Origin of the sequence: Pararhizobium sp. LjRoot255 (genome assembly GCF_964252905.1) — a bacterium.
GTDB lineage: Bacteria > Pseudomonadota > Alphaproteobacteria > Rhizobiales > Rhizobiaceae > Pararhizobium.
Window position 1 is genome coordinate 857,440 of sequence record NZ_CAXUPQ020000002.1, and the last position, 23,811, is coordinate 881,250.

22 protein-coding genes and 4 pseudogenes are annotated in these 23,811 nt (G+C 58.9%); 12 read left to right on the top strand and 14 right to left on the bottom strand.

The window, feature by feature from the left end; translation table 11 throughout:
• The 7 genes from ACSQ2W_RS23120 to oiaX all read right to left on the bottom strand — a co-directional run bounded on the left by ACSQ2W_RS23120 (position 1) and on the right by oiaX (position 6,552).
• Complete coding sequence (locus tag ACSQ2W_RS23120; RefSeq protein WP_436088489.1) at positions 1-645, bottom strand: DUF2291 family protein; 645 nt, start codon at positions 643-645, stop codon at positions 1-3.
• 73 nt (positions 646-718) lie between these two features.
• The gene (locus ACSQ2W_RS23125) at positions 719-1,660 is read right to left on the bottom strand and encodes a D-ribose ABC transporter substrate-binding protein (RefSeq protein WP_113005607.1); all 942 of its coding nucleotides are present in this window, start codon (positions 1,658-1,660) and stop codon (positions 719-721) included.
• A gap of 80 nt (positions 1,661-1,740) precedes the next feature.
• Entirely contained in the window at positions 1,741-2,568 is an 828-nt protein-coding gene (locus ACSQ2W_RS23130; protein ID WP_436088490.1) for a phosphogluconate dehydrogenase C-terminal domain-containing protein, read from the bottom strand.
• Positions 2,569-2,705: 137 nt separating this feature from the next.
• On the bottom strand, positions 2,706-3,143 hold the full coding sequence (gene derI / locus ACSQ2W_RS23135) for a D-erythrulose-4-phosphate isomerase (RefSeq protein WP_436088491.1): 438 nt from the start codon (positions 3,141-3,143) through the stop codon (positions 2,706-2,708).
• Positions 3,140-3,934, bottom strand: coding sequence for a triose-phosphate isomerase (locus tag ACSQ2W_RS23140; RefSeq protein WP_436088492.1), 795 nt, complete (start codon positions 3,932-3,934; stop codon positions 3,140-3,142). The genes derI and ACSQ2W_RS23140 overlap by 4 nt, the downstream gene beginning before the upstream one ends.
• Before the next feature lie 18 nt (positions 3,935-3,952).
• Positions 3,953-5,293, bottom strand: a complete 1,341-nt coding sequence (locus ACSQ2W_RS23145) for a four-carbon acid sugar kinase family protein (RefSeq protein ID WP_436088493.1) — start codon at positions 5,291-5,293, stop codon at positions 3,953-3,955.
• A gap of 5 nt (positions 5,294-5,298) precedes the next feature.
• Positions 5,299-6,552 carry a 3-oxo-isoapionate-4-phosphate decarboxylase OiaX gene (oiaX, locus tag ACSQ2W_RS23150; protein ID WP_436088494.1) on the bottom strand — a complete coding sequence of 418 codons (1,254 nt, stop codon included), beginning with the start codon at positions 6,550-6,552 and terminating at the stop codon, positions 5,299-5,301.
• Positions 6,553-6,750: 198 nt separating this feature from the next.
• Here oiaX and ACSQ2W_RS23155 point away from each other — a divergent pair, with 198 nt between their 5' ends.
• Positions 6,751-7,455 carry a transcriptional regulator NanR gene (locus ACSQ2W_RS23155; RefSeq protein WP_436088984.1) on the top strand — a complete coding sequence of 235 codons (705 nt, stop codon included), beginning with the start codon at positions 6,751-6,753 and terminating at the stop codon, positions 7,453-7,455.
• A gap of 363 nt (positions 7,456-7,818) precedes the next feature.
• Here ACSQ2W_RS23155 and ACSQ2W_RS23160 read toward each other — a convergent pair.
• Positions 7,819-8,093, bottom strand: a pseudogene (locus tag ACSQ2W_RS23160) (J domain-containing protein); the annotation flags it as partial.
• Positions 8,094-8,180: 87 nt separating this feature from the next.
• Between ACSQ2W_RS23160 and ACSQ2W_RS23165 the strand changes: the two are divergent.
• Positions 8,181-8,366 (top strand): annotated as a pseudogene (locus ACSQ2W_RS23165) (LysR substrate-binding domain-containing protein); the annotation flags it as partial.
• A gap of 24 nt (positions 8,367-8,390) precedes the next feature.
• Here ACSQ2W_RS23165 and ACSQ2W_RS23170 read toward each other — a convergent pair.
• Positions 8,391-9,485 (bottom strand): annotated as a pseudogene (locus ACSQ2W_RS23170) (Gfo/Idh/MocA family protein).
• Positions 9,478-10,509, bottom strand: a complete 1,032-nt coding sequence (locus tag ACSQ2W_RS23175; RefSeq protein WP_436088495.1) for a Gfo/Idh/MocA family protein — start codon at positions 10,507-10,509, stop codon at positions 9,478-9,480. Before ACSQ2W_RS23175 ends, ACSQ2W_RS23170 begins: the two are co-directional and overlap by 8 nt.
• A gap of 214 nt (positions 10,510-10,723) precedes the next feature.
• Between ACSQ2W_RS23175 and ACSQ2W_RS23180 the strand changes: the two genes are divergently transcribed.
• From ACSQ2W_RS23180 to ACSQ2W_RS23190, 3 genes are all read left to right on the top strand, one after another.
• On the top strand, positions 10,724-11,644 hold the full coding sequence (locus tag ACSQ2W_RS23180) for a LysR family transcriptional regulator (RefSeq protein WP_436088496.1): 921 nt from the start codon (positions 10,724-10,726) through the stop codon (positions 11,642-11,644).
• Positions 11,645-11,916: 272 nt separating this feature from the next.
• Entirely contained in the window at positions 11,917-12,213 is a 297-nt protein-coding gene (locus tag ACSQ2W_RS23185) for a hypothetical protein (protein WP_436088497.1), read from the top strand.
• Positions 12,203-12,787, top strand: a complete 585-nt coding sequence (locus ACSQ2W_RS23190) for a type II toxin-antitoxin system VapC family toxin (protein ID WP_436088498.1) — start codon at positions 12,203-12,205, stop codon at positions 12,785-12,787. Before ACSQ2W_RS23185 ends, ACSQ2W_RS23190 begins: the two co-directional genes overlap by 11 nt.
• A 1,257-nt stretch (positions 12,788-14,044) precedes the next feature.
• On the opposite strand, the gene ACSQ2W_RS23195 is transcribed toward ACSQ2W_RS23190, so the two are convergent.
• The 3 genes from ACSQ2W_RS23195 to ACSQ2W_RS23205 form a co-directional block, all read right to left on the bottom strand.
• Positions 14,045-14,554, bottom strand: a complete 510-nt coding sequence (locus tag ACSQ2W_RS23195) for a nucleoside kinase (RefSeq protein WP_436088499.1) — start codon at positions 14,552-14,554, stop codon at positions 14,045-14,047.
• Between the two features lie 185 nt (positions 14,555-14,739).
• Positions 14,740-15,243 (bottom strand): SRPBCC family protein, encoded by a 504-nt coding sequence (locus ACSQ2W_RS23200; protein WP_436088500.1) that lies wholly within the window; start codon positions 15,241-15,243, stop codon positions 14,740-14,742.
• Complete coding sequence (locus tag ACSQ2W_RS23205; protein WP_436088501.1) at positions 15,227-15,583, bottom strand: ArsR/SmtB family transcription factor; 357 nt, start codon at positions 15,581-15,583, stop codon at positions 15,227-15,229. Before ACSQ2W_RS23205 ends, ACSQ2W_RS23200 begins: the two co-directional genes overlap by 17 nt.
• 422 nt (positions 15,584-16,005) lie before the next feature.
• Here ACSQ2W_RS23205 and ACSQ2W_RS23210 point away from each other — a divergent pair.
• Positions 16,006-16,178, top strand: a pseudogene (locus ACSQ2W_RS23210) (winged helix-turn-helix transcriptional regulator); the annotation flags it as partial.
• A 119-nt stretch (positions 16,179-16,297) separates the two neighbouring features.
• Here the strand turns inward: ACSQ2W_RS23210 and ACSQ2W_RS23215 are convergent.
• Complete coding sequence (locus ACSQ2W_RS23215) at positions 16,298-16,669, bottom strand: c-type cytochrome (protein WP_436088502.1); 372 nt, start codon at positions 16,667-16,669, stop codon at positions 16,298-16,300.
• Between the two features lie 238 nt (positions 16,670-16,907).
• On the opposite strand from ACSQ2W_RS23215, the gene ACSQ2W_RS23220 reads away from it, so the two are divergent.
• The 6 genes from ACSQ2W_RS23220 (at position 16,908) to ACSQ2W_RS23245 (ending at position 23,796) form a co-directional block, all read left to right on the top strand.
• Positions 16,908-17,864 (top strand): AraC family transcriptional regulator N-terminal domain-containing protein, encoded by a 957-nt coding sequence (locus ACSQ2W_RS23220; protein ID WP_436088503.1) that lies wholly within the window; start codon positions 16,908-16,910, stop codon positions 17,862-17,864.
• 219 nt (positions 17,865-18,083) lie between these two features.
• Positions 18,084-18,542: a (2Fe-2S)-binding protein gene (locus ACSQ2W_RS23225; protein ID WP_112858283.1), complete on the top strand. Its 459-nt coding sequence runs from the start codon at positions 18,084-18,086 to the stop codon at positions 18,540-18,542.
• 3 nt (positions 18,543-18,545) lie between these two features.
• On the top strand, positions 18,546-20,765 hold the full coding sequence (locus ACSQ2W_RS23230) for a molybdopterin cofactor-binding domain-containing protein (RefSeq protein WP_436088504.1): 2,220 nt from the start codon (positions 18,546-18,548) through the stop codon (positions 20,763-20,765).
• Between the two features lie 369 nt (positions 20,766-21,134).
• A complete protein-coding gene (locus ACSQ2W_RS23235; RefSeq protein ID WP_436088985.1) occupies positions 21,135-21,458 on the top strand; it encodes an XdhC family protein in 324 nt (107 codons plus the stop codon).
• On the top strand, positions 21,458-22,165 hold the full coding sequence (locus ACSQ2W_RS23240) for an XdhC family protein (protein ID WP_436088505.1): 708 nt from the start codon (positions 21,458-21,460) through the stop codon (positions 22,163-22,165). The genes ACSQ2W_RS23235 and ACSQ2W_RS23240 overlap by 1 nt, the downstream gene beginning before the upstream one ends.
• Complete coding sequence (locus ACSQ2W_RS23245) at positions 22,162-23,796, top strand: NTP transferase domain-containing protein (RefSeq protein WP_436088506.1); 1,635 nt, start codon at positions 22,162-22,164, stop codon at positions 23,794-23,796. Before ACSQ2W_RS23240 ends, ACSQ2W_RS23245 begins: the two co-directional genes overlap by 4 nt.
• Positions 23,797-23,811 lie beyond the last annotated feature (15 nt).

A 23,811-nucleotide genomic window follows, 5' to 3' on the forward strand; every position in this document is an offset into this window, starting at 1 on the left:
TCAGCCGCCGATCGTGATGGTGGCGGGGGTCAGCAATGCCGGCTGGCCGTTGGACGGCAGCGGATAGGCGCCGAGCGCTTCCACGTTTTTGCCTTCGAGGCCTTCGCGCGGCAGCTTTTCGAGGGTCAGGCCGTTGACATGGATGTTGAAGGCCTTGCCGAATTCAGCCCACTGGATCTGGTTCTTGAATTCGTTGAAATTGACGAAGTCGAGGCTGTCGCGGATCGCGGTGCCCTTGATGACCGGGCCGATCTGGACGCGCACATCCGCCTTGCCGTCGCCATCGACATCAGTGTCGAGGTAGGCAGCACGGGATTTCGTTTCGGCCTTGACGATCGTGCCGGAGACTTTCGCGGCAAATGTCCAGGGGGCCGTGCCGTCCTTTTCCTTGTGGCCGTATTTTGCCGCGGCGGCATCGAGATCGGATTTCGACAGAGCGGAAACCTCCTGGAAGGTTCCGGCGCGCGTTTCCAGGAACGGAATGACTTTTGCTTCCCATACTTCCGCGACCTGGCGATCGGGATTGAACCCGCCGCTTGCAGCTTCTGCTGCCTCTTCGGCCGTCGGCGTCTTGATGATCTTGCAACCGGGCAGGGCCAGCACGATGGCGAGCGAGATTGCGGCGGCTGTCACGACGTTCGGCATGGAATTCTGCTCCGGCACATGGAAATAAACGCAGGGCGGAGTGTGTCCGCCCTGCGCGCATCCTTTGGGAGGATCAGTTGGTGAGCGCGAAGGTTTCGAGCTTGGCGGAATTCTCGCCGTTGATCAGCACGCAATCCATGAGCTGCTTTTCCTCGGCCGGTCCCTTACCCGTCTTGATAAAGACGTCGGCCTGCTCGACTGCCATCTGAGCCTGCGCGTACGCGGGTTGCAGCACTGTCGCCTTGATGCCGCCGGAGGCGATCGAATCGCGCACGTCGTTGGAGCCGTCGAAGCCGACGACGATCACGTCCTTGCGGCCGGCGGCCTGGAGAGCGGCGATCGCGCCCATGGCCATCGTGTCGTTGCCGGAGATGACGCCCTTGATATCCGGGTTCGCCTGCAGGATGGTCTCCATCTTGGAGTAGCCCTCCGTCTGGCTCCAGTTGGCCGACTGCTGGGCAACCATCTTCATGTCCGGATATTCGTCGATGATGTCGTGGTAACCCTTGGAGCGGATGCCGGCGTTAAGATCGGCTTCGCGGCCGAGCAGTTCGACATAGTTGCCGGCCTCGCCCATCAGCTTGACGAACTCTTCGGCACCGAGCTGCGCGCCCTGATAGTTGTTGGAAACGATCTGCGAGACGGCAACGCCGGTGGCATTGATTTCGCGGTCGATCAGGAAAGAGGGGACGCCTGCGTCCTTGGCCTTCTGAACGGCGGCAATCGAGGCTTCCGAGCCGGCATTGTCGAGAATGATCGCCTTGGCGCCGCGGCCGATAGCGGTGTCGATCAATTGCGACTGCTTGTTGGCGTCGTCATCATGGACGAGTACCAGGGTCTCGTAGCCGAGTTCCTTGGCCTTGGCTTCCGCGCCGACGGCTTCCGCCTTGAAGAAGGGGTTGTCGTGCGAGGGGGTGATGATTGCGATGAGGTCGGCGGCAAAGACCGGCATGGCAACGCCCAGTGAAAGGGCGCCGGCAAAGGCGGCAAGGGTTAGTCTGCGTGTCAGTTTCATGTGGTTCCTCCCAAGTGAAAAAATTGAACGACCCCGCTCCCGTCAGGGCCGATGATTGACGGGGCTTTCGCCCCGTTTCGTCAGGTGATGCGCCGAATGCTCTCGGCGATCTCCTGTGGTTCGAAGACTTTTTTCCAGTCGTCGCGCATCAGCGCCGGGATGCCGAATTCAATGGCTTTGTTGCAGGCATCGGAGAACACGCCCTGGACTTCGCCGAAGATCACGGCGCCGAGCACGTTCATGTGGCCGAGCAGGAAGTCACGGGCGGCCTCCTCCGGCACACCGCGTTTCACACACTCGTCCATGGCCTGCTTCATGACGACCAGCAGCGAAGCGCAGACGGTTTCCGATAAGCCCGGCTCCAGCATCGCCATCTGCTCGACAGTAACGCGGTGCGAGCGCATGACCGGCGACCAGATGACCTTGGCGATCTCTTCGCCGAGGGCGTAGGCTTCTTCCGGTCCCTGCATCAGGGCGGAAACGATATGCTGCTTGGCAAACAGGCCGCCGAAATGATCCCTCTTCGCGGCCATGTCCGTTTCGTCGTTGAAGATCGGCGGATGGCAGGGATGGGTGACGAAATAGGTGAGGTCGGCCCGCACCGGCAGGTGGCCGGCAAAGGGGGCCGCTGCGTCGAGAGCCACAACCATGGTGCCCGCTGCGAGCTTGTCGACGATACCGGCCGCGACCTTGCCGATTGCCGTATCTGGAACGGCGAGAATGACAACGTTGGCGCCATCCAGCCCGGCATTGGCCGGTACGCAGGAGATCCCGAGATCGTTTTTCAGCCGCGCCTGGCTCGCATCGCTGACTTCGATGTGGCGCACGTCAAAGCGTGAGCCTTTTAAGTTCTTGGTCAGCCGGTAGCCCATTTTGCCGCCGGCGCCGAAGAGAGCAATTGAAGTCATTTTTCCTCGCGTGTGTCTGGTTGGCGACGACTATAGCCAACTGGTATAATGAGTCAATCAGTATATCAGTAGAGCTGACGAATTTTTTCGCTTACTAAGAAAAGAAAATTCAGCGGCATCGCAGTCCGCTTGCTCGGTTACTTCACCCTGTCCAGCCGGTTGATGGCCTCAACATTTTCGGCCGACGCGCCGTTGGGGTCGAAGTCGGATTCCAGCCACTTGTCGACGATTCTCTTGGCAAGTTCCGGGCCGATGACACGGGCACCCATCGTGATGATCTGCGCGTTGTTAGACTTCGCCGCGCGTTCAGCCGAATAGGTGTCGTGGGTCAGAGCGGCGCGGATGCCGGGAACCTTGTTGGCCGAAATCGCTACGCCGATGCCCGTGCCGCAGATCAGAATGCCGCGCTCGTTCTGACCATCGATGATGGTCTGCGCCAGCGCCAGCGACAGGTCGGCATAGTAGCCGGATTGGCTGAGGTCGCTGACCTTAAGGTGCGGCCGGGTGGCGAGGTGGGCGGCTATGACGTCGAGCAGCGGCTTGCCCGCGCTGTCTGCTCCGATCGCGATATTCATGGGGTATCCTTCCGTTTTTCGTGGCCTGGTTGAGGGAGCGCCTTGGAGACGCGGCCGAGAATGTCGAGATAGCCGGAAACCGCCCAGGCCGAGCGGCCGATGAACAACCCGTCGATATGGCTGCAGGCGGCGAACTCCACGCAATTGTCTGGATTGACGCTACCGCCATAGAGCACCGGGATTTTTCGCCCGAGCACGGCTTGCGCGGCTTCGGAGATCTTCGCATGGCGCGCATCGGCATAGTCCGAGGATGCCGGAATGCCCTTGACGCCGATCGCCCAGACTGGCTCGTAGGCGATCAGGATGTCAGCATTCTTAGCCTCGCCTTGAAGCCGCCCAAGAGCACCTTCGACCTGCGCCTTCAGCACCGCATCCGCCCGCCCGCCCTCGCGCTCCACAAGCGTCTCGCCGATGCAGATCAGCGGAATCAAAGCATGACGCACGGCGCTCTCGACCTTCAATCCAATGGTCTCGTCCGTCTCGCCGAAGAATTCTCGGCGCTCGCTGTGGCCAAGTTCGACCAGATCGAGCCCGCAATCGACCAGCATCGGCGCAGAGATCTCGCCGGTCCAGGCGCCGGCATCATCCCAGTGCATGTTCTGGGCTCCAACCCTCACAGAGGTACCGTTCAGCGCCGCCTTGACCTCACGCGCGGCGGTGAACGGCGGGATGACAAAGCGCTGAATGCGCGCATCGCGCGCGGCATCCGTAACGACAAGAGCATTCGCAAAGGCGAGAGCCTCCGCGAGCAGCTTGTTCATCTTGAAGCTCGTCCCTACCCAGAACGTCATCGTTTCATTCTCCCTCGATTACGCCTGCACGCCGTCCCGGATCTGCGAGAAATAGGCATCCGATCCCACCTGGCCGCCCTTCAGGGCGATCTGCAGTCCGTTCGTCGCGGCGTGCGTGCCATGGGCTGTACAGAGGGGGGAACCGGGCGTCTGGGGCAGCGGTAGCAGGGTCGTCAACGCCTCCACGTTCAACTCCCGCAGCGCATGGCTTGACGTGTCTCCACCAGCGATGACGACGCGTTTCAGGTGCTGTTCCTCAGTGAGGCGACGCAGGATTTTGCCGAGCATTCGGCCGAGGCGATGGCGGCTACCGGCAATCCTGTCGATATCGCTGCGACGGTCAGCGGATGGGCCGAGTGCAGTGTTGAGGATGACGCTGCTGCCCTGTTGCAGACATTCGATGCCCGCGGCGACGGCACGTTCCAGCGCAGCGTTACCGTTCTCGCCGAGCAGTTCCATCGGCTCGAGGTTGATGCCGGCAAAGCCGTTTTCGGTGGCGTGGCGGATCTGGCGCTCTGTGGTGGGCGAGACGCTGCCGGAAACGACGGCGATGCGATCAGCCCTTCCGGGGAGAGGAAACGTCCCGCGTCCCGACGTCAGCCCGGCTTGCGACCAGGCGGTAAGGAGCGCGTATTCGACGCCAGAAGAACCCGAGACGAACCAGCCGTTGCCGGGCTTCAGCCGGAAGAGCTGGCGACCGGCATTGATCTGGCTTGCGACGCTATCGACGTCGAAGAGTACCATGCCGTCTGCGTGTTCGCAGAGGGCATCAATCTTGTCATCGGCGTCTGTGGCGGCCAGCATCGGGAGATCGGCAAGCCGTGTCTCAAGCGCCGTCTGTTCTTTGAGGTGCAGACGCAGGTCAGCCTCGGCCATGGGGGTTACAGGGTGGCGGCTCATCACCGGGTGCCGGTCGATGCGATAGACCTCGCCCTGATAGGCAGCGAAGAGTTGGCCAAAAGCTGTATAGCGTTTCAGCTGCGGCGCGCCGACGACGAGAGGAACATAGGCCTGATCGAACAGTTTCTTTCCGATCTCGACCGCCTTGCCGATATTGCCGATTTGCGGGCTCGAGTCGAAGGTCGAGCAAACCTTGTAGTGGCAGATGGCGGCATTCAGGCCTTTCAACCAAGCAAGGGCGAGCGTGAGGTGTTCATCCATCCAGTCCGGGGTTTCACTGCGGCTCGTGCCGGCAAGACCAATCGCGCGGCAATGGCTGAAGCGATGCAGAAGACCTTCATCCGGGATGTCCATGAACAGGACAGTCTCCACGCCGTTGGAGGCAAGCGCTTCCATCACATCGGTGGAACCGGTGAGGTCGTCGCCATAATAGGAAAGGAGTAGATCGTGTTTCGTCATGGCTCTCACTCGCCTTTGCCGAATTTCTTGAGCGACGCCGCCAACTCCGGATGGTCCTCGGCATAGGTTTCGAGCGGAATGTTCGCAACCGCTGCTTGCCAGGCCTGCTGCACGGCATGCACACCGGCGGCGGGGCCACCTGGATGACTGACGATGCCGCCGCCGCACAGATAGAGAAGATCCGTCGTGCGGCCGGTGCGGCGGTAGGTTTCGGGCGCTTGCCCGCCCCATTGACCGGAGCCTGCAACGGGAAGCGCGCAGTCGGACGCGTCGAACAGTGGCGTAGTGACAGCCTTGAAGGATTCGACGAAGCTCTCGTCCGGTTCCCAGTATTTGACTCCGATACCATTGATCTGGAACTGGTCGACGCCGAGCAGACGCCAGAACTGCTGCCAGACCTTGAAATCGAAACCAATGCCGGGATGACGCGTCAGCACGTCCCAACCGTTGCGATGAGCATGCAACACGAGGCCAGAGCGTTTGCGCAAAAATGCCATGGCGCCCATGCCGATGGAGTTGATGTTGACGACGGCGCAGTTGCCACCCGCCTTCAGAACGAGGTCGTGGTTTCGCATCATCTCGTCCGGATCAGTGTGGGAGATGCCGAACGCATACATCACCTTCTTGCCGGTCTTCTGCTCATGATCGAGGATCCTGGGCATGATGGCGGCAATGCGTTCCCCGAGCGGAGAATAGACCGGGCTCATCAGTTTCTCGTCGTCCTTTATGAAATCGACGCCGGATTGGATGAGTTCGCCGACGAGTTCCGCGGTTTCCTGCGGACGCAAGCCAAGCGCCGGCTTGACGATGGTGCCGATAATCGGGCGGTCGTAGACGCCGGTGAGCCTCCGGCTTCCGGCAAGACCGAACTGCGGGCCGGGGTAGGCGCCGCGATATGCCTCCGGCAGCTTGAGATCCACAACCCTGAGGCCGGTCAGGCCGCGAATGGAAAAGATGCCGCCGACAGCAATGGTCATCAAGGCAGAGAGATCGGTGCCGATGGCATCGAGCGGAAAGGCGATATCGGTGTCGGCGCGGTGGATGACGCCGTGCCCCGCCGGTGCTTCCGGCCAGCTTGGGGACGGCGCGTCGGGAAGAGGACGAATGGCAAGCACATGAGCGGCGACGCGCGCCTTTAGCTCCTGCGTCTCCCCTGGAACCGGTACGAATGTGCCTGTCGATTGATCGCTGGCGATCTTTTCCGCCATGCCCTCGACGCTGCCGGGCGTTTCAATACGGTAGGTGATGGTGATCATCATGAATTGTCCGTTGCTCCTTTATGCCAACACGTTTATTGATGACGTCACCTCATGATCTGGTATAATGAGTATTCCATTCGCGCAAGATGTTTTAGGCTGTCCCTGGAAAGTTTTCGGCTCAAAAAACGGCCACTTGATCTTTCCTTGCCAGCTCACTCAGGTGCATAAGGAGGGGAGACCTTGATCCAGCGAGTCAGCATGAGCCAGCCAGTAGAGCAGATCGTGAGGCGCAAACTCTCCGATGAAGTGTTTGACCGCCTTGAGCGGATGATTACATCGGGTGAATTGAAGCCGGGCGACGACATGCCGTCGGAACGTGTCCTCATGGAGCGCTTTGGCGTGGGGCGCCCGGCGATACGCGAAGCGATGCAATCGCTGGCGAACATGGGCCTCGTGGCGATTTCGCATGGCGAGCGCGCGAAGGTTTTGGAGTTGACCGCGCAGTCCATCTTCCGGCAAGTCGATGCGACCGCGAAGATCATGTTGTCGCGATCATCCGACTCGCTGGAACACCTGAAAAGCGCGCGTATTTTTTTCGAGCGGGGCATGGCGCGCGAAGCAGCGGCAAAAGCCACGGAACGGGATGTCGAAGAACTGCGCGAAATCCTCGGACGGCAGCGGCGATCGTTGGGAAAAGCCGAAGAATTCATTTCCGCCGATATGCAATTTCACACTCGCATCGCTCAGATCTCGGGCAATCCGATCTTCGTTGCGGTCAGCGAGGCGATGTTAGCCTGGCTCAAGGAATATCACACCGACATGCTCATTTGGACCGGCAAGGAAAAGTTCACGCTTGTTGAACACGAGAAGATAGTAGATCGACTGGCAGCAGCGGATGCCGATGGGGCCGAAGTCGCAATGTTGGTGCACCTTGAGAGATCAAGCGCGCTGTATGTGAAGTAGCTGTGGGGCTGTATTTTCCTCCAATGGCCGACTCGTCGAGGCGCGCCAGCGCCAAATCCTTGAAGAGACGGCGCATGCAGACGGAAGCGAACGATCTGCTTTGCGATCTGGAGAACCGGATCGCATAACATCTCCTCGGGAACCGCGGGTTTCCTGATCGTGCAGCCGGTTGCTTGCCGTGGGCTGGACGCCTGGTTCGAAGGTGAGGAGGTCGAGTTTCGCCGCTTTGCGCGACTGTTTCGCAGGCTCCAGACTAAGGCTCGTTAACATTGTCCTGCGCGCAGGAAGATGAAGGCCTGGAAGATGGGCCGATGCTCCACGTCGGATTGGATGAGCCCTACACGGCAATCCCACGAGTGAGCCTTAGCAATGTCCGTTCAGTTTGAGGATCTTATGCGCCTCGATCGATGCACGAAGCTCGTCTTCGGAGGTACGGCTCCCTTGGTTGGCGTCGGGATGGTGCATTTTGAGCCGTTCCTTGTAACGGGCCTGATTTCCTCCGGTGTCGCCTCCGGCGAAAGACCGAGTGTCTCGAAAGCCTTGGCTTCAAGCACTTTGAGTTTTCGTCTTTGGAGACTGCTCTTTTGTGCCTGGTGCTGTGCGGTGGCTCTGCGGGCATTTAATGCCCTCGCAGAACCGTGTGTTTAAGCATGGAATGTTGACCCCTCTGTGGAGTGCGCCCATGAGGGCGGGCAGTGATCAGGCCGCTGTTTTGCCAGTCTGCCGGATCCGGATTTGCCTATCTTCCCGAACCCGAGGTGCTGCCCTTCATCGAGAGTGGCGAACTTCTGCAGGTTCTGGCGGACTGGTCGCCGTATTATCCGGGCTACCACCTCTACTACCCGAGCCGGCGCCAGCCGACCCCTGCGTTCAGCCTGCTGGTGGATGCGCTCAGGCACCGCCGGGGTTGAATAGGGTTGGAGTCCACATGGTCATCAGCGCGGTCGCGACGACCGCTGATCATCAGGCAGCCAGGAGTGGTAGAGCGGATGGTCAATCGTGATAGGAAGGGCAGCGGGCCGACCTGTGCGCTGGCTGTGGTAGGCAGCCGTCACCAATTCCAGTGAACGGCGAGCGTCAAGAAGCGTCACCGGCAGTTCTCTGCCTTCCGTGATTGCTTGATGGAAAAGCTCGAACTGGCGGGTGTAGCCGTATTCCTTCACCTCGTAGTCCGCAAGCGTTGGTCGACAAGCTTCTGTTGTGCCTCGTCTCCTGCCGTGAAGCTCCAAGGGTCGCGACCCATCGTATAAGGATCGAGAGTGCTTTCCGCCACGAGGTCGTGGAAACAGAAGCGGAGACGCGATATTTCCTTTACGGAGCCGAGCGTCATCGAAAGCGTGGCAAGGGAGCCGTTTGCCATTCTGACCGAAAGGGCGGCCGTATCTTCGACTTCGATATCGTTGACAAGCGTTGCGTCGAACGAGAACACGTCCTGGCATTCGCCATGAACGTAGTTGAGCATATCGTGTGCGTGGATCGCGTGTCCGAGAAGCCCGCCGCCCAGCTCCGATTTCCATTTGCCGCGCCATGGAACCTGATAGTAGTCCGGCCCGCGCCACCAGTGTGTTTCAATCGTGGTCAGGAACGGACGGCCCGTCAGGGCCTTCTCGATCAGCAACTTCAGCTTTTTGGAGCCCAGATCCATATCGGTACTGAAAGATCGGCATCAGCCTCTTGCCACCTGCTCTGGCAACGATTGTCGACATCTCATCGACTTCAGCTATGGAGCCAAACAGGGGTTTTTCGCAGATGACGTGCTTGCCCGATTCTAATGCCTTCCTGCAAAGATCGAAATGAGAGTCAGGAGGCGTGCACACATCGATGACATCGAGATCATTGCGGGCGAACAAAGTGTCGATATCGGTGGTGAATTCAGCGATCCCATGGCGGGTGCAGAGATCGCGGCCACGCTCCTCATCAAGAGAGCAAAGCACCGCGACGTCGAAGAGGTCCTTCGCCCAATCGTATCCGGAAAGGTGGCGAGCCGCGATTCCAGCTCCGACAACGCCGACACGTAATTTTCTAGTCATTGCCGATCTTTCCCTGTTGGTTCCCGATTCGGACGGCTTTTGCCTGTGCTTCCAGCGAGAGCCGGCAGACCTCGTAGACATGCGCCTGCGTCATCGCAGTTGCGGTCCGATCGCGCACATCATTTGCAAACGCCTGGAAATATTCGAGCTTCTCACCGCTGCAATCGATGTAGGTGCTCCCCGCGTCATTCACGAGGAACAGGTGGTCCTTGCCGGGGCGACCCGAGATATCGATGTATTTGCGAAGCTCGATGTAACCTTTGGTGCCCAGGATCGTCAGCCGCCCATCCCCCCAGGTTCCCAGTCCGTCTGGCGTGAACCAATCGACCCGGGCAAAGCCGGACGCAGTCTCCGAGCGCAGCAGCACGTCCGCGTAGTCTTCGAACTTCGGTTTGTCCGGCATTGCGAAGTTGCCGACCGTGCTGGCAATGACGTCGGCAGTCTCCGAGCCCGTATAGAACAGAAACTGATCGATCTGGTGAGACGCGATATCGACGATGATTCCCCCGAAATATTCCGGATCGAAGAACCAGTCCGGGCGCGCCGATAGCTGAAGCTGATGGGCCTCCATTCCCATCGTCTGGACGACTTGCCCGATTGCTCCCTGCTGAACGAGCTTCCCCGCCTTAACTGCCGAGCGGACGCTGTGGCGTTCCGTGAAGCAGATCGAAAAAATCTTTCCGGTTGCTTCGACGGTGTTCCGCACCGACGACAACTGTTCGACGGTCGTGACGCCGGGCTTGTCCGTCATGACATCCTTGCCTGCACGCATCGCACGTATGGCGAGGCCCGCCCTGTCGCGAGGGATCGAGGCAATGCAGATGATATCGATTGAGGGATCGGCGAGGATCGCGTCGCGATCGGCCTGCGGGACGTCGAGATAGTCCGTCGCAAGCTTTACCAGAACGTTGGGTGGGGTGGTCTCGGGACAGTATCCGACGAATTCGCACCCGGCGGTAAGCAGGCCTTTGATGTGGTCGAAAACGTGTCCATGGTCGATGCCTACCGCTGCAAACCGAAGCATAGCGTCCCTCCTGGCAATCCCAGCCAACATTGCAAATCCACCATTCGTCTATCGACTGTTGGCAGCTCTTCGAAATCAATGACCGCGATAACAGTGATCAGCAGGACCTTCGAGGATCAATCCGAACTCAATGCAAGGCTTCTACCACTTGCCACACCATAGTAAAAATACGAAATATCAGCACTAATATAGATCTGGTCTATGGGAGATAGATATGGATAGGGCGCTGGTGCAGTTCCTCGAGGTTGCCGACAAGGGAAATATCAGCAGGGCGGCGGCCTCGCTGTCGGTCACCCAGCCCACTCTGACGTTCAACCTTAAGAAGCTTGAGCAGAACCTCGGCGTCGAGTTGTTCGAGCGCTCCTCTCGTGGCGTCGTCCTCACCACCTACGGCGAGACACTCTACGAACATGCCACTCTGATGCGTCGGCTCTATGCCAACGCTCTGGCGGCGATCGAACGTCAGAAACTGCTGCGGCAGGAGAGGCTTAGTATCGGTACGGGTTACTCCTGGTGGGAGCTGCTGCTGAAGCCGATTGTTATGGACTACTGCGCGACGCACCCCGAATTCCCGGTAAACGTGAGCCTCGGCAGCACGCTTCGCTGTATGGACCAGCTTCTCGCCGGAGATATCGTGTTTTTCATCGGACACAGGATCGAGGCTCTTGCCCGAGGTATGCGTGTCGATTTCATCCAGCTCGGAATGATCCGGGACGGCTATTTCAGCCGGGACGGCCACCCGTTGCTCGGCGCCAGACGCAGCATGCAAGAGGTCTTGAGCTATCCTTCTGCCGAGGCTTTCCCGTCCGAGGCGAGACACCAACGGCTCCTGCTGGAAGCGGAGGCCATCGGCCGGCCGGGTGAGCTTCCGGACTATGTCGCGTTTACATCGGACTCTCTCGAAGCCTGTCTCGAGTATGTGGCTTCGAGCAATGCGGTGCTAAAACATACGGATCTCATGGCGCCGATATTTCGTGCCAAAGGGTTCCAGATGGTCGACGTGCTCGCGGGAGAAGTGCCCCCGAAGCAAGCCGTCGGGATCTACATTCTTCCAGAACGGCGATCCGACCAACGCATCGCCGAGCTCATCGAACTCATTCAGGATAAATCAAGATTGGTAATCAGTCCCCGGTAGGGCGTGAAGGTCTCGCGGGAGTTTCGGCGCGGGTTGCTGCCCTGAGCCATAAGGGCAGCTCCCCCGCCTCGGCCACAGCGACGAAGTGCTGGAAGACTTAGCTCAAGCGGATCAAAGGTTGATTTCGTGGATGTTATGAAATCAGCGACGACCGCTGCCTGTCGGAAACGTCCATCGTGATCTGGAAACAGCGTCCGGTCACCGGGCTAAAGATATACGCCTTGCTTTCATGTTGAACGGAATCTATTTTATGTCTAACACAGGAGGCTAGCATGGGTGCCCAAATCCGTTCCGCTGCAGAAAACGAGGCAAAGGTTGCGTTGACTCGCAACAAGCTGGTGCTTGAGCAAGCGCGGGCCGTTGGCCTTCTCGGCACTGCGAAAAATACACGTTTGTCAGGGCGTGTACCATCGGAGTTGATCGAAGCCGCGAAGAAACGAGCTCACGTCACTTCCGACACGGAACTGTTGGAACTGGCACTGTCGCGGTTAGCGCTGGAGGACGACTTTGGCGGCCGCCTTGTCGGCCGAAAGGGCAGCATTCCAGCGGACATCGATCTTGGGATTTGATCTCTTCGAGACCCTCCGATCACTGAAGCCCCAAAAACGCTTAGGAACGCTCGAACGTCGGGCCGATGATGATTTGCTCTGGGTCGATGACGAGCCAACCATTGGTGGTCCACTGTTTCTGGACACAAGCGTCTATCTGGATGTGCTGCAGGGACGATCACCGGCAGAGGTCGATGCGCTTCTGACATACCGGCTATGTCACCATTCGGCTGTGTGTCTCTCTGAACTGACCCACGCATTTGGCCGCCTGGATCCGAAACATGCTTCAACGAAGTCGGTCCTGGAAACAATTCAGGCGACGGTAGACGACATACCGGAGCACAGACTTCATGCCCCGGACGCTGCTATCTGGGGGCAAGCCGGCGTCCTCGCCGGCTTGCTCTTTCGGTTGAGCAACGTGCGAAAGGGTGAGGGTCACGAGCGCCGGTTTGTCAACGACGCTCTGATTTTCCTGCAGGCGCGGCAATTGGGTGCGAGTGTCCTTACCGGAAACATCCGGGATTTCGACTATCTTTCCCAGATCATTCCAACGGGGAGCGTCATTCTGTACCGATCTCCTGAAGCGCCACGATGAAGAAATACGTGGTGGTTAGAGCCCACCTCGACCGCGCCAAGCGAGGCTTCCGTTTTTTAGTTATGGCAACTGTATTGGGGACTGTCGGATTATGCAGCGCTTCCGAACACACGAGATCCTGGGCGGCGCATGGACGGTTTGTCGCTTCCCGAACACGGCGCAGGGTCGCAACTGTCGGCGACTAGATAGCCGTCATCCCTCCGGCGCGTTCCCGCGGCGGTTATAGCGTCGGCGAAGTTCATGAGTTCTCTCCCTGCCCGTTGTGATGGCCGGTTCGCTGCTAGTTAGAATCAGGGGTAGCGCAGGCTTTTGCCGTGCCTTAAAGTCGCCACATGGCAATGGAGGTTGCCAGAGGAGGATCTCATGAACGACTCCATCATTGGATTTTTGGTCGCAGGTGAACTTTCATGCCTATTCTGGGCTGCAGTGTTCATGTTTGCCGGCTAAGCCCCAGCGCTGCATCAATCTTCCTTGACCTCTTGGAATATCTCCGGGCAAAGCACGATCTCGCCCTGGTAAGGCTCGACATCGGCAAGGTCTGGTGAATCCGGGGCAGCGCCGCGCTCGTCGGCGCTCTACAGTGTCGCGACCATAATCGCTGGAGTTGTGATATGGTACTCCGTTATACTTCCCGGAGAGCCTGACTTCAAAGCGACGCTTGACAGCAGTCGAATCCCTTGCCTTCCGCGCTCGGTGTCGATGTGCAGCAGATCAAATCCACAGAGGATGTCGATGTTGAGTTGGAGCCGCGAAGCAACATGGCTCGCCAAGCGTGATTGATCGACTAAGGGCTGCGGGCACCGTCCCCTGAATGATCCACACCGACAATCACTGATATAGCCGCAATGAGAAACAGGCTCGTGTGGCTTCCGCGCCTGGCGCAAAGCGGAAGCGAACGATCTGGGTTCCCGATCCGTGCTCGCAGGATCGCATAATGCCTCCTCGGGAACGGCTTTACGACGACCGTCGCTGCCGCTGGCTTGAGGGCGAAATAGGCTCGAATAATTTGAGGGCGACAGCGCCGGTTCATATCCCTTCAAGAACTGCAATGAGCACCTCCATTGACTGCCTTACAGACCTTTCGCCGAACGGCCGCTTCGCGCCCTCAAGACGGTCGTTGACACACCCGGTTTGTCGTTCTGAAAACTGCCGGTCGGCTACGAAAGCGACAATGCCGCCAGTGAGCCGTTCAGGCGGCCAGCGTCTTTCCCGCAATAATCGAGTGCTTCCCATCCCATTCACAATACTTTCAGGGCTTCAGGAGAGTTGAGCGAGGATATCGTCGACGACACTTGGGACGGTACCCGCCGTGTCGATATTGATCCCGACGGGAAGATATTCCCGGGTATGATGGTAGTGGAGTACCAGCGCCCGCTCGGCCGGCTCGAAGCCCGGCTCATTTGGCCGCCCATCTAATCGCCGGTTCAATGTCTCAACGTCTATATCCAGCACGAAAACCTTGTCGAATAGGTCTAGGAATTTATCGAAATTGCGCGAGCCGCCACAGAAGAAGGTGGCAGGATGGGTGGTGTCGGCAGCAATAGCGCGGACCTTGTCGACCGGCCAAATCCAGTGCGCGTATCCCCAAACGATGCGGTCCGCGCCTTTGGGCGGTCCTGCGAGTGCGTGGCCTGTCTCGGGGTCGCCGACATAGGCCAAGACCCGGTCACCATGGACGACATGGTAGCCCCGCCGCTCCAGTTCGGTAGCGACAGACGTTTTTCCAGTGCCGGAACTGCCTTCGATCAGATAGTTCTTTATTCCCATAGGCGCCGTTTATCACGGCCTTCAATCCGGTGAGAAGACACTCTGACCTGATCAAGGTAGCTTTCGGTACTTTTCGAATTAGCGGCGAATGTCTGGCGGATACACGCCCTCGCTCTGGCCGGAAAGGCCGGTGGGGTCACCTCCCCAAGAGCAGACGTTCCCCGAGGCGAGTTTCCCGACCCGCGCTACTCGCCTATGCTGGAAAGCAATTCGTCGAGCTGCTCCAACTGCTCCGGCAATGCGGCCGCCGAGCCCTGTAGTGCTTCCTCAAGCGCCTCCTTGGACGGATAGACTTCGCGGAAATTCAGCAGCGTCCTCCCGCCTTGGTCCTCGAAGGTCACGGTCGTGACCGCGCCCTCGTCGCCCTCGTCGTTGGTCCAGACGATGCGCTCGTTCGGCACCACCTCGAGATACTTGCCGTAGAAGGCCATGGTGTCCGAACCGCCGGCGCCGAATTCCAGCCGATATTTGCCGCCGGTACGGACGTCCATATCGCACGATACAAGCGAAACGCCGGATGCCGATTTTGGCACCCACCAGCGCTGGAACAGCTCGGGCTGGCTCCACGCCCTGTAAACCGTGCTCGGCGGCGCATTGAATGTCCGCGTTACAACGAGTTCGCGGTCCCCTCGGCGCTCGACTGACGTGAGGTTCTTCGCACCACCTGCACTGTTAACTTGCTGATTCATCGCTTCCCTCCTGTTTCATTTCGCTGATGATTTCGTCCAATGCTTCGAAGCGGGCCTCGAAGAGCTTGCGATGCGCCTCGATCCACTCGGCCTCCGCCTTGAGGCCACGTTTCCCAAGCTTGCAGGTTCTCACCCGTCCGACCTTCTGCGTGACGACCAGCCCCGCCTGCTCGAGAACCTGGACGTGCTTCTTCATGCCGGTCAGCGTCATCTGGAACTTATCCGCGAGACTGGTGATCGACGCGTCCCCTCGCCCAAGCTGATCGATGATCCCGCGGCGGGTCGCATCGGACAGCGCCGCAAACGAGAGATCGAGGGGAGGACTTATATACTGAACCATCTAGTTCAGTATATAACCTGCTCGCGCAGGAAGCGCAAACATCCCGAACTTTCCATGCCGTAGGTCGGCCCCCAACCAGTCATCCCAGCCAGGCCAAGTTCATGTTTTGGCTAGAGAATCTGATACAGATGAAAACTGTAACAACAGGGTCGTTGGTTCTGATCCCTTCAAGGCGCACAAGTTTTTCTGCCCTTTTCACTTTGACAGGGGCGGGATGTCGAGATGCTGGCTTCCAACCAAGCTGTGCGGCGAGCTGATGTCGGACGGCGCAGCGCCTCCGGATATCCAGCTTCAGACGGTTTCCATCAGATCGCGGCATAGATGGTTCCTTCGTCAGCCACGGGAGCTTCTCCCGCGAACAATCGATCCAGCAAGATCCTGGCTTGAATGGATTTCTGACTGCGTGAAGGGTAGGAGCGGGGCGACCGCCACGGGACGAGTATATCCTGACGCTGGCTGGACAGGATTTACTTCCCTGTTGTTTGATCCTTGGCGCGTGGGCGAGCAAGCACCGTCGCGGCGGAGACGTCACTCGACCGGATAAACCGGTGCACCGATCGGTACTCGTTCCATCCGCACTGTCATGCCGCACTGATGCCGAAAATTGTCCAAGAAAGCTGGCTCGCTGGCGCCAGGCAAGGAAGCAGACATCATCTTCGAACGATCTGCCTGCATAATTTTAAAAGAGATATGCAGGCATTCAACACTGATCGCTCAGGGTTGCGCCTTAAGATAGGATATGAGGTCCTGCCGGTCCTGGTCTTTGGATATCCTGACTGTCATCGTCGTGCCGCCTACAAGGGTGACCGGCGCGGCAAGATATGCATCCAGGTTCTCCTCCGTCCAGACAAGATCTGCCTGGGCGAGTGCTTTTGAATAGCGTGCGCCTTTGACCGAGCCGGCTTTGCGGCCGACGACACCCGCGAGCGATGGGCCGATCTTGTTCGTGCCATTCACCGTGTGACATGCGCTGCAGCGGGTAAAGAGCTTTTCACCCCGGCTCGCATCGCCTTCTGCGGCGGCGACCGACGGACAGAGCGCCAGTGCGGTGAGAACGACAATTGACGCAGTTTTTTTCATGGTCATGGCCGAATGATGCCCTCTCGGTTTCAGTTTTGGGGGATTGGCACGTCTGCCATCCTGTGGACAGGCTCACAATTTACGCCTGCGTGCGGAGCAGCCGGGAGATTCAGTAGCGATCTTCCACCCGGCGCGTTAGCTCGATCCTGTTATATTCTTGCCTATTTCTGTCGACATCAAAAAAATGTGATAAGACAGAAAATAGTCTTCGGGATAGATGATTAGAGTCGAAAGAGGGCCTCCAATGGACCAAAACCCACAGCGAAGCGAGGAGTTGAGTGCGCGAACCGCGTCTATTCGAGTGCGTATTCTCGACGCGCTCTCGCACTTGTCATGGGACGGTTTCAGCTTCAAGCATTCAATCCCAGGACTATCGCTCTACAGGATTGTGGAGTCTGTCGGTCCCTTTTCCAGTGTGTACGAACCCAGTGTCTCGCTGATCATCAAAGGCAGCAAGCGGGTTAACGTCGGCGACGAAACGCTCGTCTACGATGAATCATGCTTCTTTCTGACCGCCGTTGGCCTACCTATGACCGGCCAGATTTGTGCGGCGAGCGAGGAGGAACCCTATGTAGCAGCTATGTTGCGGCTTGACCTTGAGAAACTGCGGCGCCTGATTACCGAATACGATATACAGCCGGCGGAGATGCCCGATCCTGATCGCGGCGTCGCGATCGGCGCGGCCACCCCGGAATTGTTCGATGCTTTCCTGCGGCTGATTTTACTCGCAAATTCGCCGAAGGACATATCATTCCTTGCCAATCATATTCATGCAGAAATTCTCTATCGGCTGCTCTCGGGCGAGCAGGGAGCGCGACTGCGGCGTTTTGCGCTTGCTGGCACCAACAGCAACCGCGTGGCAAAGGCGGTTGCCTGGCTTAAGGAGAACTACACCTTGCCGCTGCGCGTCGAAGAGTTGGCTGACATGGCGAACATGGGCGTCTCCACGCTCCACCATCATTTCCGCGCGATGACTGCCATGAGTCCGCTCCAATTCCAGAAGCATCTGCGGTTGCATCACGCGCGAGAGCTAATGCTTTCCGGGGCGCTTGATGCGACAACTGCCGCGCTCAGGGTCGGCTATGAAAGCCCTACGCAGTTCAGCCGGGAGTATCGGCGCAAATTCGGTCACCCCCCGCTACGTGACATAAGGGGGATTCTGGATTCCGACCCTTCGGCAGGGCGCGGCCCAGTGGGTTAGCTAACAGGATGCCGGGCCTAAGGTGACGGCCATCCGAGCAGGCCCTTGAAGTCGCGTGTCGCGAAAGCCGACAGGAATAGGCAATAATCAGACAGGATCGAACCTACCACGCGTCACGGTCGTGCTCTACAGTCGCGCAAGACTGGCAAACGGCAGCAGTGCGTGATCCGGCGTGTGCGGATCAATCTCTGCCATCGCGCCCACCACAAGGAGAACACGATGGTGACTCTAACGATCAACGGCACCGAGCATCAAGTCGAAGCAGAGGCGGACATGCCGCTTCTGTGGGTGATCCGCGACCTCGTCGGCCTGACCGGCACAAAATTCGGTTGCGGTATGGCACAATGTGGTGCCTGCACCGTCCATGTCGATGGTGTCCCCGTGCGGTCCTGCCAGACTTTCGTCGGCGATCTCGACGGAGCGAAGGTCACGACCATTGAGGGGCTGACGGGTAGGGTAGCGGAAACTGTACAGACGGTTTGGGCTGATCTCGATGTCCCGCAATGCGGTTACTGCCAGTCTGGCCAGATCATGTCGGCTGCCGATCTCCTTACAAACAATCCGAAGCCGACCGACGACGACATCGACGCAGCGATGGCCGGCAATCTCTGTCGGTGCGCCACCTATCACCGAATCCGCGCCGGGATTCACGAAGCTGCCAAGCGTCTGGAGGCCTGAGCCATGATCCCGAAACTGATGCAATCTCTCGTTCGTCCCGCCGCACAGGTGCAGGCATCCCGGCGACAATTCCTACTTGGGGCACTTTCTGTCGGCACCGGTGTCGCAATCGGCTACCGCATCCTGGCGGCGTCGCCCGCGAGCGCAAGTGAGACGGCAGCAGATGAGAGTGGGTCGCATGCCTTTACCCCCTATCTGACGATCGGCGGCGATGGCAAGGTCACCGTGCTTTCCGCTCAGTTCGAAATGGGGCAGGGATCCTATAATGGCCTGGCGACACTGGTGGCGGAAGAGCTCGACGCCGACTGGTCGACGATCGACGTGAAGGGCGTTGCCGGCAATGTGAAGGCTTACGGCAACATCGCCTTCGGCGGCGCCATTCAGGGAACGGGGGGCTCCACGTCCATGGTCACCTCATGGGAGCGATATCGCAAAGCGGGTGCTGGCGCGCGCGCCATGCTGGTTGCCGCAGCGGCGTCAGATTGGGGTGTCCAATCGGCTGAAATCACGATCGCAAACGGTATCCTGACGCATCCGTCCGGAAAGAGTGGCGGGTTCGGAATGTTTGCAGCCAAGGCGGCGACAATGCCGGTGCCGAGCGAAGTGACGCTCAAACAACCCGGGGAATGGAAACTCATCGGCAATACCAAGCTGAAGCGCTTCGACAGTGCCCGCAAAGCCAACGGGACCGAGCAATACACGATCGACGTCAAGCTTCCGGGCATGCTGACCGCTGTGATGATTCACCCGCCGTTGTTCGGCGCCAAGGTCAAGTCTTTCGATGCCGCAGCGGCCCGTTCCATGAAGGGCGTCGTCGACGTCGTCGAGACGCCGCGTGGCGTTGCCGTGGTTGCCGAGCAGATGTGGGCCGCGATCAAGGCCCGCGATGCAGTGACTGTGGAGTGGGATGAGACCGGTGCCGAAAAGCGCAGTACGCCTGACTTGATGGCGATGTATCACGACATGGCGGGCAAGGCTCCGGCAGCCATTGCGCGCAAGGATGGCGACGTCGATGCCGCTTTTGCGTCCGCCGCCAAGGTCATCGAGGCAAGCTTCGAGTTTCCCTATCTGGCGCACGCCGCGATGGAACCGCTGAACGCTGTCGCGCGCAAGAACGAGGACGGAACGCTGGAAGTATGGGGCGGGCATCAGTTCCCCGATGTGTACCAGACGCTTGCCAGCGAAATTGTGGGTATCACGCCCGATAAGGTGCATCTGCATGTCATGAAAACAGGGGGCAGTTTTGGTCGGCGTGCGGTATTCGACGGCGATGTGATCGTCGAGGCGGTGCATATCGCCAAGGCGCTCGGATACAGGGCACCTGTGAAGGTACAATGGACGCGGGAGGACGATATGCGCGCCGGCCGCTATCGGCCAGCCTATGTGCACAATTTAAAAGCCGGGATAGACGGTCACGGCAAGCTCATTGCTTGGACCAATCATGTGGTCGGTCAATCCATTGTTTCGAAAACCATGTTTGACGGCATGGTCCAGAACGGTGTCGATCCGACATCTGTGGAAGGGGCGAGCAATTTGCCTTATGCCATTGCCAACCAGACGGTCGGTCTGACGACAACGGAGGTCGGCGTTCCGGTCCTGTGGTGGCGATCGGTAGGTTCGACGCATACCGCTTTTGCCGCAGAAGTCTTCCTGGACGAAGTCGCCGAGGCGACGGGGCGCGATCCGATCGAGTTCCGCTTGTCGATGCTCGAGCCGCAATCGCGCCACGCGGTCGTCCTCAAGCTCGCGGCGGAAAAGGCCGAATGGACAAAGCCCTTGCCGGCCGGCCGCTTCCGGGGTGTTTCCGTTGCGGAAAGCTTTGGTACGGTGGTGGCGCAGATTGCTGAGGTTTCGGCCAATGACAGCGGAAACATCAAGGTCGAGCGGGTTGTCGCAGCCGTTGATTGCGGGTTGGCGATCAATCCCGACCAGGTCCGAGCCCAGGTAGAGGGCGGCATAGGCTTCGGCCTGGGCGCCATAATGGGTGAGGAGATCACCTTGTCCGAGGGAAAGATCGATCAAGGCAACTTCGATTTGTACACGCCGCTTCGGATCGACGCGATGCCAGCCGTGGAGGTGCACATTCTCGCCTCTGCAAACCCGCCTTCGGGGATCGGTGAACCAGGCGTTCCGCCCATCGGCGCCGCAGTCGCCAATGCCGTGTACAAAGCACTCGGCAAGCGGATCCGGGTCATGCCTTTCGCCAAATCGCTCAACGCTTGACGAAACATCCCCGGCCGGGTGCGGCCGGGGATTGGTCCTTATGGAAAAACGCCGGCAGCCTGCGCGCCGTTCCTCAGTCGTCGAGAAGAGATTGCCGCGCAGCGATGGGCGGGGAAGCCACCCGGTCAATCGATGCACAATTCGCCAAGCTTCGGTTCACCATTTTGATCAAGACGCCTGCGCACTCGTCCGCCGTACCCCAGGATAGTCTGCCTTCACGCCACAAAGGAGTCGAAGGCTTGCTTCCGGGCCTGCTTCTTGTTTTCATCCAGGCTTGCGACGTTCGGGAGCCTTGCGCGGTTTTTGGAGGTTGAAGAGGATATACAGATGAAAGTGAAACCCGGGATCAGCACCGCACATCAAACGCTAATGCCATCCGAGATTTCTGATCCGCTTGTGACGGCAGAAATCTGGAAAAAGGGTGGCCGCGAGGTTGCGATTGCGACCGTGATCGAAACATGGGGGTCGGCGCCCCGATCAGTGGGAAGTCACTTGGTCATTGACCGAGACGGTAATTTTGAGGGCTCCGTTTCGGGAGGCTGCGTTGAAGGTGCCGTGATCGCGGAAGCGATCGACATCATCAGTGACGGCAAGGCAAAGCTTCTGGAGTTTGGTGTTTCGGACGAGACCGCCTGGCGCGTCGGACTTTCGTGCGGCGGGCGCATCAGCGTCCATGTCGAGAGGCTCGACTGATGGATTTTACCGTTCTGATGCGCCTGAATCTGGCCCGTCGATCTCGCATTCCCGTGGTTCTCGTCAAGAACCTTGAGCGAGGCACGGACCGCCTGATCACTGAAGACGAAGATCCAGGTGGTGCATTGGGTGAAGCCGTTTCGCAGAGCTTCCGCTCAGGTCGGTCCCGGCTAGTGGAGGTGGATGGGGAGAGGCTGTTTCTGAACGTGCAATTGCCGCCGCCGCGCATGGTTATCATTGGGGCGGTTCATATAAGTCAGGTGCTCGCTCAAATGGCTTTGCTCGCTGGTTTCAATGTCAGGATCGTTGATCCACGGACAGCTTTTGCCACCCCCGAACGCTTCCCAGGCATCGAACTGGCTGCGGATTGGCCAGCCGATGCGCTTAAGGAGCGGCCGCTTGACGCACAGACTGCGCTTGTTGCCCTAACACACGATCCGAAGATAGACGATTTCCCAATAGCCCATGCGATCCGTTCCGGCTGTTTCTATGTCGGTGCACTCGGCAGCCGCAAGACCCATGCGTCGCGTATCGAACGCCTGCAGGCAGGTGGCTTGAGCAAGGATGACGTTTCGAGAGTTCGGGCGCCGATAGGCCTCGACATCGGAGCTGCGAGCCCGGCTGAAATTGCCCTGGCTATTCTGGCCGAAGTCATTCAGTCCCTGCGCCTTCGCGACATATCCTCACCAACGAAGATCATTTCATGAAGTTCGGTACGTATCCAGTCGCGGTGGTGCAGGGGATGGTACTTGCCCATTCGGTCAAGTTGCCTGAGGGCGCGCTTCCCAAAGGACATGCGGTAACCGCCAGTGATATCTCACAGCTGAAGGCTGCCGGCATCGAGCGGGTAGTGGCCGTTATGACAGAGGGTGGCGACCTCAGCGAGAATGAGGCAGCATGCCGGTTGTCGCAAGCCATCGCCCCCCGCCATCTACGCTACTCCCAGGCGACAACCGGACGCGTCAACGCATATGCGGCAAGCTCTGGCCTTTTTGTCGTCGACAAAGCAGTTGTCGATCATGTTAACCGCATTGATCCTGCAATCACGCTTGCCTGCCTTGCTGACCATACGAGGGTGAATGCCGGGGACATGGTTGCGACCATCAAGATCATCCCGCTTGCAGTGCGAGGGGCAGCCGTTGAATCAGCCTGCAGCGCACTTCGTGCAGCCCCGGTGTTCGAGATCAAACCGTTTTGCAAATTTTCGGTTTCGCTTATATCAACCGAACTGCCGTCGCTTAAAGTCTCAGTCATGACCAAGACGAAACGCGTCCTCGAACGGAGGCTTGCTGTTTCCGGAAACGGTATTGTCCGCGAGCAGCGCGTGGCGCATGAATGCTTGGCTCTTTCCAGGTCGTTGCAAGACGTGATCTCGGCAGCGGATGAAGCGCCCAAGCTCGTCATCATTTTTGGCGCCTCGGCCGTCGCTGACATAGCCGACGTCATTCCAGAAGCAATCCGAGCGGTAGGGGGAGAAGTGGTGGCTGTCGGAATGCCCGTTGATCCCGGCAACCTCCTGGTCCTCGGCCGCGTTGACAACACTTACGTCATCGGTGCGCCTGGCTGCGCGCGGAGTCCAAAGGAAAACGGCTTCGACTGGGTCCTGGATCGGATCGTCGCTGGCGAGAAGCCCGACGCTCACGATCTGGCTGGTATGGGTGTGGGAGGACTTCTGACGGAGATAACCATGCGGCCCCAGTTGCGCGATGGCCCGTCTATGCAGACTACGACCCCATCGGTTGCGATCGTTCTTCTTGCGGCCGGTCGTTCAAGCCGCATGGGCGAGGGCGGTTCTCATAAGCTTTTGGCGGAGTTCGACGGAGTGCCGCTTGTGCGACGTTCGGCTCAAACAGCACTGGAAAGCAATGCGCTTTCCGTGACGGTCGTCACAGGACATCGCCGAGTTGAGATTGAGCAGGTGTTGTCGGGATTGTCTGTCAACCTCATAGAGAACCCGGACTACGTGTCCGGCATGGCAAGCTCGCTCATTACCGGCATTTCGCTAGAGGCGGTACGGGACGCCGATGGAATCCTGATTATGCTTGCTGACATGCCGGGCGTTTCGGCGGACGATCTCAATATCTTGATCGCTGCGTTTGTTGACTCGGGGGCGCGTGCCATTGTGCGCGCTGTCTCACGTGGTAAGCGTGGCAATCCCGTTATTTTACCACGCTCACTGAATGCAGCCATTCTGCGTCTCGAGGGCGATGTCGGCGCGCGGCATATCATTGAGACAGCGGGTGTCCCAATTGTCGACATCGAGATCGGCGATGCGGCCCACCTCGACGTCGACACGCCGGAAGAGGTGATTTTGGCAGGTGGTCTGTTGAGAAATTAGTCCCTGGGAGCTGAA